General features: G+C 66.9%; 16 protein-coding genes and 1 tRNA gene. 5 read left to right on the forward strand and 12 right to left on the reverse strand.

Going from position 1 to position 15200, the window contains the following annotated elements; all coding sequences use genetic code 11:
- Positions 1-55 precede the first annotated feature (55 nt).
- Genes LC068_RS11415 through LC068_RS11425 form a run of 3 tightly spaced genes read right to left on the reverse strand, consistent with a single transcriptional unit; the run spans position 56 to position 3512 of the window.
- Positions 56-253: a hypothetical protein gene (locus tag LC068_RS11415; protein ID WP_226637330.1), complete on the reverse strand. Its 198-nt coding sequence runs from the start codon at positions 251-253 to the stop codon at positions 56-58.
- Positions 250-1338 (reverse strand): PepSY-associated TM helix domain-containing protein, encoded by a 1089-nt coding sequence (locus LC068_RS11420; RefSeq protein WP_226637332.1) that lies wholly within the window; start codon positions 1336-1338, stop codon positions 250-252. Before LC068_RS11420 ends, LC068_RS11415 begins: the two co-directional genes overlap by 4 nt.
- Before the next feature lie 5 nt (positions 1339-1343).
- Complete coding sequence (locus LC068_RS11425) at positions 1344-3512, reverse strand: TonB-dependent receptor (RefSeq protein ID WP_226637334.1); 2169 nt, start codon at positions 3510-3512, stop codon at positions 1344-1346.
- Positions 3513-3758: 246 nt separating this feature from the next.
- Between LC068_RS11425 and LC068_RS11430 the strand changes: the two genes are divergently transcribed.
- Positions 3759-5981 carry a TonB-dependent receptor domain-containing protein gene (locus LC068_RS11430; RefSeq protein ID WP_226637336.1) on the forward strand — a complete coding sequence of 741 codons (2223 nt, stop codon included), beginning with the start codon at positions 3759-3761 and terminating at the stop codon, positions 5979-5981.
- Between the two features lie 111 nt (positions 5982-6092).
- Positions 6093-6521: a hypothetical protein gene (locus tag LC068_RS11435; protein WP_226637339.1), complete on the forward strand. Its 429-nt coding sequence runs from the start codon at positions 6093-6095 to the stop codon at positions 6519-6521.
- 77 nt (positions 6522-6598) lie between these two features.
- Here LC068_RS11435 and LC068_RS11440 read toward each other — a convergent pair.
- The 8 genes from LC068_RS11440 to LC068_RS11475 all read right to left on the reverse strand — a co-directional run bounded on the left by LC068_RS11440 (position 6599) and on the right by LC068_RS11475 (position 12584).
- Positions 6599-6688 (reverse strand) — tRNA-Ser (locus LC068_RS11440).
- 80 nt (positions 6689-6768) lie between these two features.
- A complete protein-coding gene (locus LC068_RS11445; RefSeq protein WP_226637341.1) occupies positions 6769-7728 on the reverse strand; it encodes an NUDIX hydrolase in 960 nt (319 codons plus the stop codon).
- A 2-nt stretch (positions 7729-7730) separates the two neighbouring features.
- Positions 7731-8360: an HD family hydrolase gene (locus tag LC068_RS11450; RefSeq protein ID WP_226637344.1), complete on the reverse strand. Its 630-nt coding sequence runs from the start codon at positions 8358-8360 to the stop codon at positions 7731-7733.
- Positions 8361-8478: 118 nt separating this feature from the next.
- Positions 8479-9309 carry a methyltransferase type 11 gene (locus LC068_RS11455; RefSeq protein ID WP_226637346.1) on the reverse strand — a complete coding sequence of 277 codons (831 nt, stop codon included), beginning with the start codon at positions 9307-9309 and terminating at the stop codon, positions 8479-8481.
- Positions 9310-9386: 77 nt separating this feature from the next.
- Entirely contained in the window at positions 9387-10247 is an 861-nt protein-coding gene (locus tag LC068_RS11460) for an AAA family ATPase (protein ID WP_226637348.1), read from the reverse strand.
- A 68-nt stretch (positions 10248-10315) separates the two neighbouring features.
- Positions 10316-10528, reverse strand: coding sequence for a hypothetical protein (locus LC068_RS11465; protein ID WP_209119540.1), 213 nt, complete (start codon positions 10526-10528; stop codon positions 10316-10318).
- A gap of 1 nt (position 10529) precedes the next feature.
- The gene (locus LC068_RS11470) at positions 10530-10742 is read right to left on the reverse strand and encodes a hypothetical protein (RefSeq protein WP_226637350.1); all 213 of its coding nucleotides are present in this window, start codon (positions 10740-10742) and stop codon (positions 10530-10532) included.
- A 48-nt stretch (positions 10743-10790) separates the two neighbouring features.
- On the reverse strand, positions 10791-12584 hold the full coding sequence (locus tag LC068_RS11475) for a tetratricopeptide repeat protein (RefSeq protein WP_226637353.1): 1794 nt from the start codon (positions 12582-12584) through the stop codon (positions 10791-10793).
- Between the two features lie 142 nt (positions 12585-12726).
- On the opposite strand from LC068_RS11475, the gene flbT reads away from it, so the two are divergent.
- The 3 genes from flbT to LC068_RS11490 all read left to right on the forward strand — a co-directional run bounded on the left by flbT (position 12727) and on the right by LC068_RS11490 (position 14491).
- Entirely contained in the window at positions 12727-13152 is a 426-nt protein-coding gene (gene flbT, locus LC068_RS11480; RefSeq protein ID WP_209119537.1) for a flagellar biosynthesis repressor FlbT, read from the forward strand.
- On the forward strand, positions 13112-13477 hold the full coding sequence (flaF, locus tag LC068_RS11485) for a flagellar biosynthesis regulator FlaF (protein WP_209119536.1): 366 nt from the start codon (positions 13112-13114) through the stop codon (positions 13475-13477). Before flbT ends, flaF begins: the two co-directional genes overlap by 41 nt.
- Before the next feature lie 186 nt (positions 13478-13663).
- The gene (locus tag LC068_RS11490) at positions 13664-14491 is read left to right on the forward strand and encodes a flagellin (RefSeq protein ID WP_226637355.1); all 828 of its coding nucleotides are present in this window, start codon (positions 13664-13666) and stop codon (positions 14489-14491) included.
- A 62-nt stretch (positions 14492-14553) separates the two neighbouring features.
- Here the strand turns inward: LC068_RS11490 and LC068_RS11495 are convergent, their stop codons facing one another.
- On the reverse strand, positions 14554-15198 hold the full coding sequence (locus LC068_RS11495) for an exopolysaccharide biosynthesis protein (RefSeq protein WP_226637357.1): 645 nt from the start codon (positions 15196-15198) through the stop codon (positions 14554-14556).
- Positions 15199-15200 lie beyond the last annotated feature (2 nt).

Consider the following 15200-nt stretch of genomic DNA (forward strand, 5'->3'; position numbering starts at 1 on the left):
GGGCGCGATGTCGCCCGCACCCAAGCTTAACCGCTGCGGACCGGAACCGTTCCGGTCAGGTCTTGCGCGTGCCGGATCGCTGGCGTGCCCAGGCGGCGGTGGCCAGGGCGAGACCGCCAGCCAGCAGGGCGGCGCCAAGGCCATCCCAGAGGCCATCGCCCAGCAGGGCGCCGACCAGTCCGATCAGGCTGACGACCCCGATCAGAAGGGGCAGCCGAAAGATGCGCCACAGGCCCTGATCGCGCGGGCTCATCGGGCGCGCCTCCGCCGGACAATCCACAGATAGAGGCCGCTGCCGAGAATGACGATGGTGATCAGGTCCAGCACGGCCCAGACGATCTTGAGACCCAGCCCGCCATAGTCCCCGAAATGCAACGGCTGCGACAGGGACAGCGCCTTCACATACCAGGGCATGGGGGCCACGGCGGCCAGTTCGCCGGTGCGGGCGTCGATCAGGGCCGGTGTGATCAGATGGGTCGTGACGGGCGTGTCCCCGTGGAAGAAGACGGCATAGTGGTTGTCGGTGGAATAGTCCGAGCCGGGGAAGGCGACGAACTGCAGGGTCATGCCCGGCAGGGCCTCGCGGGCGCGGTTGACGGCGGCATCGAGCGAGGCGCGTTCATCCAGGGCGACCGGCCCGTCATAGGCCGCCGCGAGATCGGCAAGGGCCGTGTCCTTCCAGTGCGCGATGATCGGCACGGCCAGGGTGTTGACCACGCCGGTCGCCCCCACGACCACCACCCAGGCCACGGTGACGATCCCCAGCAGATTGTGCCAGTCCAGCCAGCGGGTGCGTGCCGAGCGTTCGGCCCGGACGGTGCCGAACGGCAGCCGCCGCATGAAGGGGGCGTAGAGCACCACGCCCGATACCACGGCCACCAGCAGCATCAGCCCCATGAGGCCGAGGAACAGCATTCCGCCCAGACCCAGGAACAGGTCGGTGTGGAGCTGCAGGATGAACTCCATGACCGGGTGGCCGGCGACAAGGGGCGCTGCCTCGCCGCTGGTCTGGTCGATCGGCTGGAAATTATAGGCCCCGGCCGGCGCGTCGGGCGCGCGGCTGGTGACGTTCACGACCGGGCGGTCGGTGTCGAAACTCATGAAGGTCGGCACGTCCCCCGGATGGCGCGCGAGGGCGGCGTCCAGAACCTGGTCAAGGTCCAGTCGCCGCCCGTCCGCATGGGTCGGGCTCCAGTCCTGATGCAGCAGGACCTCGTCGATCTCGTGGGCGAACACCAGGGGCAGTCCCGTGACGCAGAGCATCAACAGGAACACCGTCGAGATCAGGCTCGACCAGGTGTGAACCCGGGACCAGGCGCGGACCGTGCCGGACCGCATCCGCCTCAGAAGTCCGCCGACAGCGAGACGCTGACCGTGCGCGGGGCGCCGAGGCTCAGATAGTTGGCACCCGGATAGCCGCCGACGGCCACCCAGTGATCCTCATCAGCCAGGTTCTCGACCCGCGCCCGCAGGGTCAGCGGCCGACCGGCCGCCTCGAAGCCATAGCGCACGCCGGCGTCGAAGCGCGTCCAGGAGTCAAGCGTCACCGTATTGGCGGCATTGGCGTATTGCTCGCCCGTGTGCACCGCCCGGGCCTCGACGGTCAGGCCGGGCAGGGCAGGGACGTCCCATTCGACATTGGCGTTGAGCTGGAACTCCGGGACACCGATGGGGGCCATGCCGTCCATGGCGCCACCCGCCGTCCGGGTCAGTTCGGCATCGATCAGCGTCCAGCCGCCCAGCACGCGCAGGCCGTCGACCGGTTCACCGAACACGGTCAGCTCCAGGCCCTGGTTCCGCTGCTCGCCGTTGGCAGCAAAGACGTTGTTGTCGACGAAGGCGCTGGGCAGCGTCAGGCGGAACAGGCTGACCGTGCCGCCGTACCGGCCCAGGTCGAACTTGGCACCGACCTCGGCCTGCTCGCCGCGGAAGGGAGACAGGACTTCGCCCGCATTGGTGACCGGCACGCCGCCGGTGACCGCCGGGGCCGTCTGGCCGGGCGTCAGGGATTCGGCATAGTTGGCGTAGAAGGACACCCGCTCATCGGGGCGATAGACGAGGGCGAAGGCCGGGGTGGTCGCGTCCCCCTCGTATCCCGAGGTGAAGGCGCCGGTGTTGTAGTCATACGACCGCGTCTCAATCGACTGGTAGCGCACCCCGACGGTGGCCAGCAGGCGACCGTCCATGAAGGACAGGCGGTCGGCGATCGCGACACTGCTGTTCTCGACGCGCTCGGTGACATTCGGATTGTCCAGTGTGCCGCCGACGAAGAAGTCCGGCGTGGGCGGCGTTACATCCACCGGTGCATAGAGATCGCTGGCGAAACCGGCGAAGTTCGAGAAGGCATAGGCGTTCTCGGAGCGCGACCGCACGGTCGAGGCCGAGGCGACCAGTCGGTGGTCGACGGGGCCGGTCGAGACATCGGCGCGCAGGCCGATGTCGCCCGAGACGATCTGGTCCTCGCGGACATTGTCGAAGCGATAGGCGCTGAGCGTGCCGTCGGGCTGGGCCGTGGGATTGGCCAGCACATTCTGCTCCTTGCCCTGACGCCCGCCGATCGCGGCCCAGGCCGAGACGGTGTTGCTGAGGTCGAACTCACCACGCGCCACGCCGAACAGCTGGCGCTCATCGGTATAGGTCCAGGGCTGTGCGAAATTGCTGTCGGCCGCCGGCGGGGCGGGGATGGCGCCGGCCGGGGTCACCGTCGGACGGGGCGCATCGATGTGGTGGTCCTGCCAGCCGATATCTGCCGAGAAGCGCGCGCCGTCACCCCGGCGATCCAGACCCAGACCGATGACACTGAGCTGGCGATCCTGATCCTCGATACCGGTCTCGCCGTCACGACGCGCCAGGTTGAGGCGCAGGCCGTATTCATTTTCGAGGCCAAAGCGGCGCGAGACGTCGGCCGCCAGATAGGTCTCGCCGCCCCCCTCCAGACCGGCGGTCAGGCGGGTCAGGGGCTCACTGCCCGCCCGCTTCGGCATCAGGTTAAAGGCCCCGCCCACGCCGCTGCCGCCGGGGGCCGCGCCGTTCAGGAAGGCCGTGGCGCCGTGGAACACCTCGACGCGCTCGAGGAATTCGGCGGCCACGAATTGGCGCGGCAGCACGCCGTACAGACCGTTGTAGGTCATGTCGTCCGAATAGACCGGGAAGCCGCGGATAACATACAGCTCCTGGAAGTTGCCGAAACCCTTCGAGACCCGCACGACGGGGTCGTTCTGCAGGACGTCACCGACACTGCGGGCCTGCTGGTTGCGGGCCAGTTCCTCGGTGTAGGCGGTGAAGGCGAAGGGGGTCTCCATCAGGTCCATGGCCCCGAACAGGCCCACGCGGGCCCCCGTGGCGACCTGACCCCCGGCATAGGCTGGCGGCACCGTGACCTGCGAGCCGGTCACCACAATGTCGTCCACCCGGGTCTCCTGCGGGTCGGCCTGCTGGGCGAGGGCGGGCAGGGCCGGCGCCAGGGCGACCAGGGCGACAGACGACAGTAGGGCAAGACCACGCGGGGACACGACGTTACTCCAGTGCAAATAAGAATGCGTCGCAATACAGAGCCGGTCAGGGGTGCGCAAGAGGGCGGACATCTGGTCGCATCCCGACCGGCAGGGCGGGGCTGCCACAACAGGGCCTCGCGCATGTCCAAGATGTAACTTGCGGGTGCGGGCGGGCGTGCTAGTCGCGGGCAAAGCCGTCCGGCGCCTGACGCCCGTCAGACTGCATTGAACGGCATAAATTTTCTCTCTCGGACAGGCTCCTCCATGTCGAACCGCAAGCTGTTGATGGCGACCGCCCTGATTTTCGGCGGCACCCTGTGTCTGTCGGTCACACCCGCGCTGGCCCAGGACGCCGAGCAGGATCCGCCGGCGGCCACTGACGAGGAGGAGGCGGCGGACGAGGACTCGACCGAGGTCGATGAAGTTGTCGTCACGGCAGCTCGCCCGGATATCATCACAGCCGCTGACCGGATGATCTACAACGTCACCAACGACGTTCAGGCCCAGACCGGCTCGGTCGCCGACGTGCTGCGCAACGTCCCCGGCGTCGAGGTCGACCTGCAGGGCAATGTCAGCCTGCGCGGCGACGGCAATGTCACCATTCTGGTCGATGGGCGCCCGTCGGCCATGCTGCGCGGCGCCTCGCGCGCCGATGTGCTGCAGGCCATGTCGGGCAGCCAGATCGAGCGCGTCGAGGTGATCACCAACCCGTCGGCCGCCTTCAGCCCCGAGGGGAGTGGCGGCGTGATCAACCTCGTGACCAAGAGCACCCGGCCTGCAGTTACCTCGGTCGGCGTGCGCGCTTCGTGGGACGGCGGCGAGCGGGGCAATCTGTCGCTGAGCGGCAGCCGCACGAACAACGGCCTGACCCTCTCGGGCGACATCGGCCTGCGCCACAACGTCAGCGACTTCGAAAGCGAGTCCGTGCGTCTGCGCCCGGGCGCCACACCGGCGACGACTATCACCGAAGAGAGCCTCTCGAACGGCGAGAACACCAACACCTTCGGCAATGCGCGCCTGGGCGCCGACTATGATCTGAATGAACGCGACCGGATCAGCGGCGAGCTGAGCTACCGGGCCATCGACGTCGAGAACGACAACATCCAGATCTTTGAGCGCGCGGACGGCAACGGCACGGTCAGCGACCGCTATCAGCGTGTCCAGACCGGGGGCTTCTCGAACAACAATGTCGGCGGTCGCCTGTCATGGCGTCGCAAGTTCGAAGGCGACCAGCACGAACTGGCCGCGGATTTCGAGATCGACTCCAGCGAGTCCGAGCGCGATCTGGACCTTATCTCGACGACCCAGGTGGGCGGCGAGCCCGACTTCCTGCAGCGGACCGACAACGAGCAGCAGCGTGACGCCTATGGCTTCAAGCTCGATTACACCCGCCCCATGGGCGAGCGTCGCCTGCTCAAGATCGGCTACGAGGGCGATCTGGGCCAGGACTCGTTCGACTCCTTCGGTGCCCGCGGCGCGGATGAGGCCAGCCTTGCACCGGTCGCAGCCCTGACGAACCAGTTCGATTACGAGGAGTGGATCCACGCCGTCTACGCCACCTATGAGCGCCCCTTCGGCGATCTGGATGTGCAGGCCGGCCTGCGCATCGAACAGGTGGACTTCACCCTCGACCAGATCACGGACTCGATCACCGTCGAGCGCGACTATCTGAAGGCCTATCCGACCCTGAACTTCGGCTATCAGCTGACCGACAGCCAGCGTCTGCGTGGGGGCTACAGTCGCCGGATCAGCCGCCCGTCGCCCCAGGACCTGAATCCCTACACCGTCTACATCGACCCGCAGAACCTGCGCCGGGGCAACCCCGATCTCGACCCGGAGATCACCGACTCGTTCGAGCTGGGCTGGCAGATGCGCCAGGGCCAGACCTTCTACTCTGTCACCGCCTTCTACCGGGACAGCAGCGGCGGGGTGACGGATGTCTCGCAGGACATCGGCGGCGGCGTGGTGCTGACCACCCGCGAGAACCTGGGCGAGAGCCAGCGCACCGGCGTCGAGTTCATTGTCAACGGGAAGCTGGGCAGCAAGGTCACCTACAACGCCTCGGGCACGGTGTTCCGCAACGACATCTATGTCCCGGGTATCGCCGGCGGCATCGACCGCAGCGGCACCAGCGGCACGGCGCGCGCCTCGATCAACTGGCAGCCGACCGAGACCGACTTCTTCCAGCTGAACGGCTTCTATGTCGGTGAGCAGATCCAGGCCCAGAGCGAGCGCGGCGCGTTCGGCATGCTGAACATCGGCTATCGGCACAAGTTCACCGACACCTTCAGCATGGTGCTGACGGGCACCAACATCCTGGACACCGCCGAGATCGACGGCTTTACCGAGACGCCGGACTTCCAGGACCGCAGCCGGGTCAAGTTCATGAAGCCGACCTGGTATATCGGCCTGACCTATTCGTTCGGCAGCAGCCCGCGCCGGCAGGAACCCGCCTTCGACTTCGGCGCCCCCAGCATCCCGCAATAGCGCGCCCCAAACGACCAACGACAAGAGGCCGCCCCGGTGTCACGCCGGGGCGGCCTTTTTCGTTGGTGAGCCGCCTGGTGTGTCGCCAGTCCAACCGGGTCGGGGCGGCTGATGACGCTGCAGGTCATATCCGGCAATACGGTGGTATACTGGCACTCCACGGGCCGTCAGGGCTCGGTCATCGCCACGTCGGACGCGGCCGGCCAGATAGTCTCCGCCGCCGCCTGTCGCGCACGGAGCGACATCCCGCACGAACATGACCTGCCGCCGACCGGCAGCCCGTGCGGCTACTCTCTCAGCTTCTGTGATATCGAGGGGCTGCTGGCCCGGCGCGGCTCCATGTCAGCCAGCGAGCCCGCTCCAGATGCGATAAGCGCGAACGAATTCCTCAACTGTTTCAGCACCGCCAGCGCGTCCCGCACCCGTCTTTCCGCCCTGGCTCCGCGCCGATGTAAGCTGCCCGGTTGCCATGAGCGCCCGGTGCTATGGGAGGAGATCGAGACCATTCAGACCATTCAGACGGTAATTTTCGGAGTCTGAATCTCGCCGTTCAGGCCGTTTCAGACCATTCAGACGGCTATTTTTGGAGTGTAAAAGCGGCCGCGCCCAGGGGCCGGTGGCGGAGAGGGGGGGATTCGAACCCCCGGTACCCGTAAAGGCACGCCGCATTTCGAGTGCGGTACATTCAACCACTCTGCCACCTCTCCGCGGGGCCGTCGTATCCGGTTGAACGGACGGCTTCTCTAGTCGCACAGGGCCGAGGCTGCAAGGGGGCGAAAGATGGATTTCAGCGCAGGACCGGCAGGGGCAGGCCCAGGGTCTGTCCATCCAGCGGGTCGCTGGCGCTGCGGGTGAAAAGTTCGGCGGGGCGGCCGCCGGTGCCGGTGCTGAAACGGCCCGTGGCGCGCACCAGTCCTGTGCGCTCGACGCCCCGGCGGAAATTCTGCTTGTGCAGGGTCACGCCCGTGGTCGCCTCGGCGGCGCGTTGCAGGTCCGAGAGGGTGAAGGTGCCGGGCATCAGGTCGAACAGCACGGGCCGGTAGCGCAGCTTGCTGCGCAGGCGACCGAGGCCGGTGGCGAGGATCCGGCGGTGATCCGAGGCCATGGGTGCACCGGAGGGCAGGGCCGGGGCTGGCCGGTCGGCATCGCGCGCGGCCTCGACCACCAGGCCGGCCTCATAGAGCAGCTCATAGCGTTCCAGCACGCGACTGTCCGACCAGCGGGCCTCCGCCCCCGGAGCGAACAGGGCCTCGACGCGGGCGCGTCTGCGGGCGTCGCCGTCGGCCCAGTCCCTGAGGGCGCCCTCCAGCCCGGTCAGGGCGGGGGGGCGGCCCTGGCGGTGGTCTTCCCACGGGAAGAAGTCGAGCACCGGCCGCCAGCGGGCGTCTCCGTCGTGGCGCAGGATGGCGGCCGTGTCGGCGGCGTCGGCCGTCAGGGCCAGATAGCCGACCGAGACTTCGCGCAGGCGCTCGGGGCCCTGGGTGGCGCGGGGGGAATCCCGGCCGAGGTCACCGAAGGTGTAGAGTTGCTCGACATAGCCCGGACGAAATCCGGTCTGGTCGGTCACGAAGGCGCGCAGGGCCAGCTCGAACGTCCGGTCGCGGGCCGGGTCGAAGGGGCCGAAGGGCAGGGCGGCGCTCCCGTCTTCCGCCCGGGTGGTCAGAACCACGGCCTCGCCCAGCCTCAGGCCGATGACCACAGCCGACAGGCCGATGCGGATCCCGGTGGGCGAGGCGGGGCTGTTCATGATCAGGCCCGGCGTCCGGAGGCGCGGCGCGGCGCGCGGGGCGTCCAGGGGGCGGCGCGGGGCGCGACCGCCGCATCGCGCGCCGCGATCAGGGCGTGGTAGCGATCCATGTAGCGGGCCTGGGCGATGGAAGCAGGCTCGGGCCGGATCTCAAGCTCGTACCCGGCGGGCGGGCGGCCGAAGAAGCCGAGCGCCTCGCTCTTGCTGAAGCCGGCCAGCTGGGTGGCCTCGAAGTAGGCGCAGGCCTTGTCGGCCTTCTTGATCAGGGTCTTGATCGCCCGGGGGGTGCGGGCCGGCAGGCCGAACCGGACATGGATGGCGGTCTCAAGCCGCGCCTCGAAGTCCTTGTAGTTGACGCCCAGCGCCGACTTGAACGGCGAGATCATGTCGCCGATCACATATTCGGAGGCATCATGCAGCAGGGCCGCCAGCAACCACTGTGGCTCGATCTCCGGCTCGATGTGGGCGACGATCTCCTGAACGACGACGCTGTGCTGGGCGACCGAAAAGGCATGCTCGCCGACCGTCTGGCCGTTCCAGCGCGCCACGCGCGCCAGGCCATGGGCGATGTCCTCGATCTCGATGTCGAAGGGGGAGGGGTCGAGCAGGTCGAGCCGGCGCCCTGACAACATGCGTTGCCAGGCGCGGGGCGCGCGCGACGATGAAGAAGCTTCAGCCAAGTCGGTTCCTTTGATCAGGCGGTCAGGTGACCGATCCTGAGCGCGGGATCAAGAGCCGGAAGGAATTCCACTATTCGCCGACGTTGAGCGTCACCAGGGCGCGGGCATCCTCGAACACGGGGTCCTCGCCGGTTTCCTTGGCGCGCACGACGGCGATGACCAGGGGACCGCCGACCGGACCGCGGGCTTCATAGCCCACCAGCCGCCAGCCAATGCCTGTGGTCTGCCCGTCGGTGACGATCCAGGTGGCGCGGGTGGCGTCGCCCGAGGCACGGGTGCGGACGCGGGTGCCGTCTGCGGCGGCCTGAACGCTGACGCTGCCCTCGTCGTTGGCGCCTTCGATGTTCACCTGGGACGACGAGTCATCGGCATCGATGGAGATTCCCCCGATGCGGATGCTGGCGCGATCGCCGTCGGCATCAATGGACAGGCCGGGAGCGCGGATGTTGGCCTTGTCGCCCTCGGCTTCGACACTGACGCCGGGGGCCTCGACCGAGGCCCGATCGCCGGTCGCGGCAGCGGCCTCGGCATCGGCACGATCCTCTGCGGCCGAGGCATCGATGGCGGCGATGGTTTGGGGCATGTCGGCCGAGAGCCGGTCCTCGAAGGCCTTGAGCACTTCATCGACCGAGGTGCCGTCCAGGGGCTGGAGATGGAGGGTGACCTCGGCGCCACGCGGGCCGGCATAGACACAGACCTTGCCACCAGCCTGGGCGGTCCCCTTGCGGGTCAGGCTGCCCTGGGTCTCGGGGCACTGAAGGGTGTCGACCACACGCAGGACGCCCTTGCCCTCGCCCCCCGTGCGGGTGGTGGTAATACGGATGCCGGCGTCGTCTCCGCAGGCCACAAGCCCGCCGGAAACGATCAGAAGCGATGCCAGTGCAAGCGGCGAATATCGCATGAGCTACAGATCCTCTCTGGCCGCATCCTGAGCGGGTCGATGGCCGGAAATCCAGTGAAATCGCGGTAAGGCGCGGTTCAGCCGCCGGGACGAGCGCCCTCGCGGCGGTTCAGAAACGCAAGCCGTTCAAAGAGATGCACGTCCTGTTCGTTCTTGAGCAGGGCCCCGTGAAGGGGCGGAATGAGTTTCGACCCGCTGGATTCCCGGAGCGTCACCGGGTCGATGTCGTCCACCATCAACAGCTTCAGCCAGTCGAGCAGTTCAGAGGTCGAGGGCTTCTTCTTCAGGCCCGGCGTGTCGCGGATTTCATAGAAGGTGCGCAGGGCCTCGGAGACCAGCCGCGGCTTGAGGCCGGGGAAGTGGACATCGACGATCGCCTTCAGCGTCTCGGCGTCGGGGAAGCGGATGTAGTGGAAGAAGCAGCGGCGCAGGAAGGCGTCCGGCAGCTCCTTCTCATTGTTCGAGGTGATGATCACGATGGGGCGGGTCTCGGCCCGGATCGTCTCGCCGGTCTCCTGCACGAAGAACTCCATCCGATCGAGTTCCTGCAGCAGGTCGTTGGGGAATTCGATGTCCGCCTTGTCGATTTCGTCGATCAACAGGACGGGGCGGGTGGGGGCGGTGAACGCCTCCCACAGCTTGCCGGGCTTGAGGTAGTTCCGCACGTCGTGCACGCGGTCCTCGCCCAGCTGACTGTCGCGCAGGCGGCTGACGGCGTCATACTCATAGAGGCCGTTGTGGGCCTTGGTCGTCGACTTGATGTGCCAGGTGATGAGGGGGGCATCGAGGGCCCCCGCCAGTTCATAGGCCAAGACCGTCTTTCCGGTTCCCGGCTCGCCCTTGACCAGCAGGGGGCGCTCCAGCGCGACCGCCGCATTGACCGCAATCTTGAGGTCATCGGTGGCGATATACTGCTGCGTGCCCTTGAACTGGCTCATCCGCGGTCCTCCCGGCCTGTCGAATAGGTGAAGCGGTGGTAGCCCATCGCCCGGGAGGTGAACAGGGTTCAGGTGATCTGCTTGGGCGCAGGCGGGTCGCTGGCCGGGAAGCTCTCCTCGACCGCCTCATCCTGCAGCGCGTCCTGACGGCTGCCGGATTCCTTGACCCGCTCCTTCAGCTGGTCGGGCTTGCCGTGCTCACGCTCGGCCTTGCGGGCAAAGGGAGCATCCGTGTCGCTGTCGTCCTTGCCGGAGGATGCGTTCGTGGGGGCGTCGGCCATCTCAGGCTCCTGTCTTGATGCGGGTTACGGTGTCGCGATCGGCCAGGCCGGGATCTTCGTCATCGGGCGCCGCGTCTCCGGGCTTGCGGGTGAAATCGCGAACCTGCGCGTCCTCATCGACCAGAATATCGGTGCCGTCCTCTTCGCCCGTACGGGTCTCGTCGAAGGTCTCGGACTGGTCCTGTTGGTCGGGCATCTCGTTGTCCTGGGTCATGGTCATCTCCTGTCAGGGAGAGAACGGACCCGGGGCGGCGCCGTTCCGTCAGCCGGAGGCTCTTTCGGCGAGGGCGGTCGCGACGTCGGCGATCGCGGCATCCCATCCATCGAAGGCACGCGCGAAGGTTCGCATGCGAGGATAGAAGGGGTAGTGATCCGTCCCCAGCAGGTGCCAGTCGTCCGGGGCGTAGATCAGCCAGGTTTCGGCCCCGACGGCGGCGGCGATATTGGTCCCGGCGATCCCCGGCCCGATGACGACATCCATGGCCAGCGACAGGGCGGCCAGATCCTCCAGATCATTCTTGAGATCAATCGGGGGTGTCCACAGGCGGACTCCGGCGGCCTCGGCGGCGGCCAGATCCTCGCTCACGTCGCCGCACTGAAGATTGACCATGACGCAGCCCGGGGTGGTCAGCACCGGTTTCCACCGCTCGAAGCTGGAGAAGTAGCGGGCGCGAACGCCGGTCAGCACGAGGCTCTTCCAGTGAAGGCCCACCTTCACGCCGGGTCCTAGTGCTTCAACCTCGGCCTTCCAGTACGCGACCCGGGCCGGATCCGCCGTCAGATAGCCGGCGCGATCAGGGAAGGCCGCGACCGTGGGACGGAAGACCGGCATCAGGCTGGCCATCGGCACCCAGGCGTCGGCCTCGGGCGCATCCTCGCCTTCCATGAAGGGGATGTAGCGATAGAGCCGGCCCTCCATCTTCACCGCCTTGTGCCCGCCCACGATCGCCTTCGGGAAGGTCCTCTGGAACAGGTCCACGAGGCGCGCCTCAACGGCGACGATGACCTGCCCCTCGGGGCCGACCGCCTCGATCAGGTCGCCGAGGGTCGAGCCGAACACCATTTCATCGGCAATGCCCTGCTCGCCGATGACCAGCAGCTTCAGGCCCTTGAGCGGTTGGCGGGCAGGGTCCCAGCGAGGCCGGTCGACGACGGCGTGCATGGCCTCCGGCATGTCCGGGTTGAGACGGACTTCATAATCGGCCCAGCCGCCTTCGAGGTCGCCGGCGCCCAGTCTGAGCAGGGCGCGGGCCATGGTCATCATGGCCGTTTCATAGCCCGGCTCGGCGCCGGGGAGGGCGGCCTCGATATCCTCCAGCGCACCCTCAAGGTCACCGAGGGGCTGGCGAACATTGGCGCGGTTGTAGCGGGCCTTGGAGAAATCCGGATCGAGGCGCAGGGCCTCCTCGAAGAAGGTCAGGGCGGTGGCCATGTCCCCCTGGTCGCTCTGTACGGTGCCGAGGGTGTTCCACAGCAAGGCGCTCTCGGGCTCGACCTGGATCATGTCGCGCAGGACATCGACCGCCTCGGCATAGCGGTTGGCGTCACGCAGGACGCAGGCGAGGTTGTTGGTGGCGTCGACGTGCCCCGGCTCTACCGCGAGGAATTTGCGCAGCAGCTTTTCGGCGATCTCGAGCTGACCCAGCCGCTGAGCCAGCCGGCTGAGGTCATGGGCGATGTTGTTCTCTTCCGGCATCAGGGTGAGGGCCGCTTCATAGGCCGACAGGGCCTGGGCCAGATGGCCGGACTTTTCCTGACAGATGGCGAGCACGTGCCAGGCGAGGCCGCTCTTCTCGTCGATCTGCAGCACTTCAAGGCAGCGTTCGGCGCCGCGCCCATAGTCCTGGACCCGGACAGCGGCGACGGCCGATTTCAGCAGTTCGACCATCCGGCGCTGGGCCTTGGCGCTGCCGGCCCGTCCTGACAGCTTTCGCGACAGCCGGTTGAGCGCGTCGGTAGAGGCCGCGTCACCGGCCATGCCCTGGGCCACGGCAAACGGGCCGTGGGCAATGGGCGCCTGGCCTTCGGTCGATGAGGCGGGGGCGGAGTTCGACATGGACAGGTCCGGATCAGGCGAGTGACGAAGGGTCACCCTGGACCGTCAGTCACAACACACGGTTAACCACGCTTGTTTAGAGGCCTTTGGGTACAGTCGCGCCAGATTGCCGGAGCGGGACTGGAAAAGGGAGGCCCGCAGAATGCCGCTTAAACTGTCCTTGAAACCGGGTGAGCGCTTCGTGCTGAACGGGGCCGTGGTTCAGAACGGCGACCGCCGCAGTGTTCTGGTGCTCCAGAACAAGGCCAGCGTGCTGCGCGAGAAGGACATCATGCAGCCCGAGGAAGTGAACAGCCCCGCGCGCCGCATCTATTTCCCCGTCATGATGATGTATCTCGACGAGGCCGCCGCCCCGAAATTCCATGACGAGTTCACCCTGCGGGTCAGCGAATTCATGGGCGCGACGCGCAATCCTGAGGCCATGGCAGACTGTGTGGCGGCCTCCCGCCACGTCATGTCCCGTGAGTACTACAAGGCGCTGATGACGGCGCGCAAACTGATCGAATACGAAGAGCAGAGGTTGGGTCATGTCGCTTCAGGCGTACAGCAAGGCCGCGACGCGGACTGAAACTCCGCGCGAGATGGAGTACCGGCTGTTCGGCCAGGTAACGCGCGCCCTGATTCATGCTTCCCAGGTCGACAAGAGCGACGTGGCGACCCGGATCGACGCGCTGGACTGGAACCGTCGGGTGTGGTCGGCGCTGGCGACCGACTGTGCCGACCCCGGCAATGCCATGGGCGAGGCCCTGCGCGCCCAGATCATCTCGATCAGCCTGTTCGTCAGCCGTCACAGCTCGGAGATCATGCGTGGCGACGAGGATTTCGAGCCGCTGATCGATATCAACCGCATGATCATGCAGGGCCTGGCACCCGCTGCGTCGGAAGCCGCCTGACGATTTTTGCCGACCGGGAAGTCCTTGCCGGTCGCGCGGGAATTTCTCACAGAAAAAGCGTTTGAAATCATGCCGCTGAGCCCTCGAGGTCAGCGGCACTTTTCTTGCCTGTGCGAGGGTGAACCAGAACCGGTTCGACGGTCAGAAGACCGTTAACCCCACCGACCAGAATGGAAGGACCCGCCGATGAGCAATTCGGTCAACACCAACGTGGGCGCGATGATCGCGCTCCAGAACCTGAACGCCACCAACACCGAACTGGCGACGACCCAAAGCCGGATCAACACCGGCAAGAAGATCTCGTCGGTCAAGGACAATGGGGCCATCTGGGCAATCGCCCAGGGGCAGCGGGCCGAAATCGGAGCGCTGGGGGCGGTCAAACAGTCACTGGACCGGGGCGTTGCCGCGGTAGATGTGGCCCTGGCGGCGGGCGAGACGGTCTCTGACCTCTTGCTGCAACTGAAGGAGAAGGCCCTGGCGGCGACGGATGCGTCGCTCAAGACGGCGGCGCGTGCTGCCCTGAACGAGGATTTCCAGGCCCTGCGTGACCAGATCGCGACAGTGACCGCCAACGCCGAATTCAACGGGATCAACCTGCTGAAGACCGGCGCGACCGGTTTCAACGCCCTGGCCAATGCGCAAGGCAACGCCAGCATCACCGTGGGAGCGGAGGTGATGGCGCTGGGAAGCACCAATGTGACGGTCAGCACGACCCAGTCGATCGAAACGCTCTCCAAGGCGACGGCCTCCCTGGCGGTGGTCAATGCCTCCATCGACAACGTCTCGGGCGCTCTGGCGCGTCTGGGCACCAAGTCGAGGGCCCTGGAGACCCATCTCAAGTTCGTCGGCAACCTGTCCGACACGCTCGAGTCGGGGGTGGGCAATCTGGTCGACGCGGATCTGGCGAAGGAGAGCGCCAAGCTCCAGGCCCTGCAGACGAAGCAGCAGCTGGGAGTGCAGGCCCTGTCCATCGCGAACCAGACCCCGCAGCTGGTGCTGTCGCTGTTCCGCTAGGTTTCGGGTTCAGCCAACCTTGGGGCCGGAAGGTGATCCTTCCGGCCCCTCGTTATGTCGGATCAGGACAGCCCGGGCAGGGCGTGGCTCCAGGCGTCGAAGGTCCACTTCAGCACCCGCCAGATGACTTCCCACGCCAGCCAGACGAAGACGGTGAAGCCGACCACGCCGACCCAGCCGGCCGCGATGAAATAGCCGTCCCTCTGCATCAGGCCGAAGCCGAAGGTCGCCATGACGATGGCCGGCACCATATTGCCGCCCCAGATCGGCAGGATCAGGATGATGGCGAGCGCCGCCGAGGCGATACCGATGGCGATCTGGGCCACCTGTGACGTCATGAACAGCAGACGCGGGCGCGACAGCCGCTCGAACTTGCGGATGGTCGGCAGGACGCGCGCCACGGCCGAGCGATAGGTGGACCGATCCATCGATCCCTTCAGCGCCCACTTCGGCATCCAGACCTGGTCCGACTGAAAGGTCAGCTGCAACGCCAGCAGCAGGAGCGGCGCGCCCAGTACGGTGGTCGAGCCCGGCGGCAGGGGCAGGGCATTGATCAGCCCGAGGAAGACCATGAGGGCGCCGAAGCCGCGCTCGCCGAACGCATTGACCAGTTCGCCCATGTAGAGCTTGGGCCGGTCCGGCTCGCCGAGGTCTTCAAGCACCGTCGAGAAGCGGCGCGCGTCGGCTTCATAATCATAGTCGGGCATGG

The organism is Brevundimonas poindexterae (assembly GCF_020524625.1).
GTDB lineage: Bacteria > Pseudomonadota > Alphaproteobacteria > Caulobacterales > Caulobacteraceae > Brevundimonas > Brevundimonas poindexterae_A.

Excerpts from the sequence above, each read along its gene's own strand:
- LC068_RS11415 (WP_226637330.1), bottom strand. The coding sequence starts at position 253 with ATGAGCCCGCGCGATCAGGGCCTGTGGCGCATCTTTCGGCTGCCCCTT.
- LC068_RS11420 (WP_226637332.1), bottom strand. The coding sequence starts at position 1,338 with ATGCGGTCCGGCACGGTCCGCGCCTGGTCCCGGGTTCACACCTGGTCG.
- LC068_RS11430 (WP_226637336.1), top strand. The coding sequence starts at position 3,759 with ATGTCGAACCGCAAGCTGTTGATGGCGACCGCCCTGATTTTCGGCGGC.
- LC068_RS11435 (WP_226637339.1), top strand. The coding sequence starts at position 6,093 with ATGACGCTGCAGGTCATATCCGGCAATACGGTGGTATACTGGCACTCC.
- LC068_RS11445 (WP_226637341.1), bottom strand. The coding sequence starts at position 7,728 with ATGAACAGCCCCGCCTCGCCCACCGGGATCCGCATCGGCCTGTCGGCT.
- LC068_RS11450 (WP_226637344.1), bottom strand. The coding sequence starts at position 8,360 with ATGTTGTCAGGGCGCCGGCTCGACCTGCTCGACCCCTCCCCCTTCGAC.
- LC068_RS11455 (WP_226637346.1), bottom strand. The coding sequence starts at position 9,309 with ATGCGATATTCGCCGCTTGCACTGGCATCGCTTCTGATCGTTTCCGGC.
- LC068_RS11460 (WP_226637348.1), bottom strand. The coding sequence starts at position 10,247 with ATGAGCCAGTTCAAGGGCACGCAGCAGTATATCGCCACCGATGACCTC.
- LC068_RS11465 (WP_209119540.1), bottom strand. The coding sequence starts at position 10,528 with ATGGCCGACGCCCCCACGAACGCATCCTCCGGCAAGGACGACAGCGAC.
- LC068_RS11470 (WP_226637350.1), bottom strand. The coding sequence starts at position 10,742 with ATGACCCAGGACAACGAGATGCCCGACCAACAGGACCAGTCCGAGACC.
- LC068_RS11475 (WP_226637353.1), bottom strand. The coding sequence starts at position 12,584 with ATGTCGAACTCCGCCCCCGCCTCATCGACCGAAGGCCAGGCGCCCATT.
- flbT (WP_209119537.1), top strand. The coding sequence starts at position 12,727 with ATGCCGCTTAAACTGTCCTTGAAACCGGGTGAGCGCTTCGTGCTGAAC.
- flaF (WP_209119536.1), top strand. The coding sequence starts at position 13,112 with ATGTCGCTTCAGGCGTACAGCAAGGCCGCGACGCGGACTGAAACTCCG.
- LC068_RS11490 (WP_226637355.1), top strand. The coding sequence starts at position 13,664 with ATGAGCAATTCGGTCAACACCAACGTGGGCGCGATGATCGCGCTCCAG.
- LC068_RS11495 (WP_226637357.1), bottom strand. The coding sequence starts at position 15,198 with ATGCCCGACTATGATTATGAAGCCGACGCGCGCCGCTTCTCGACGGTG.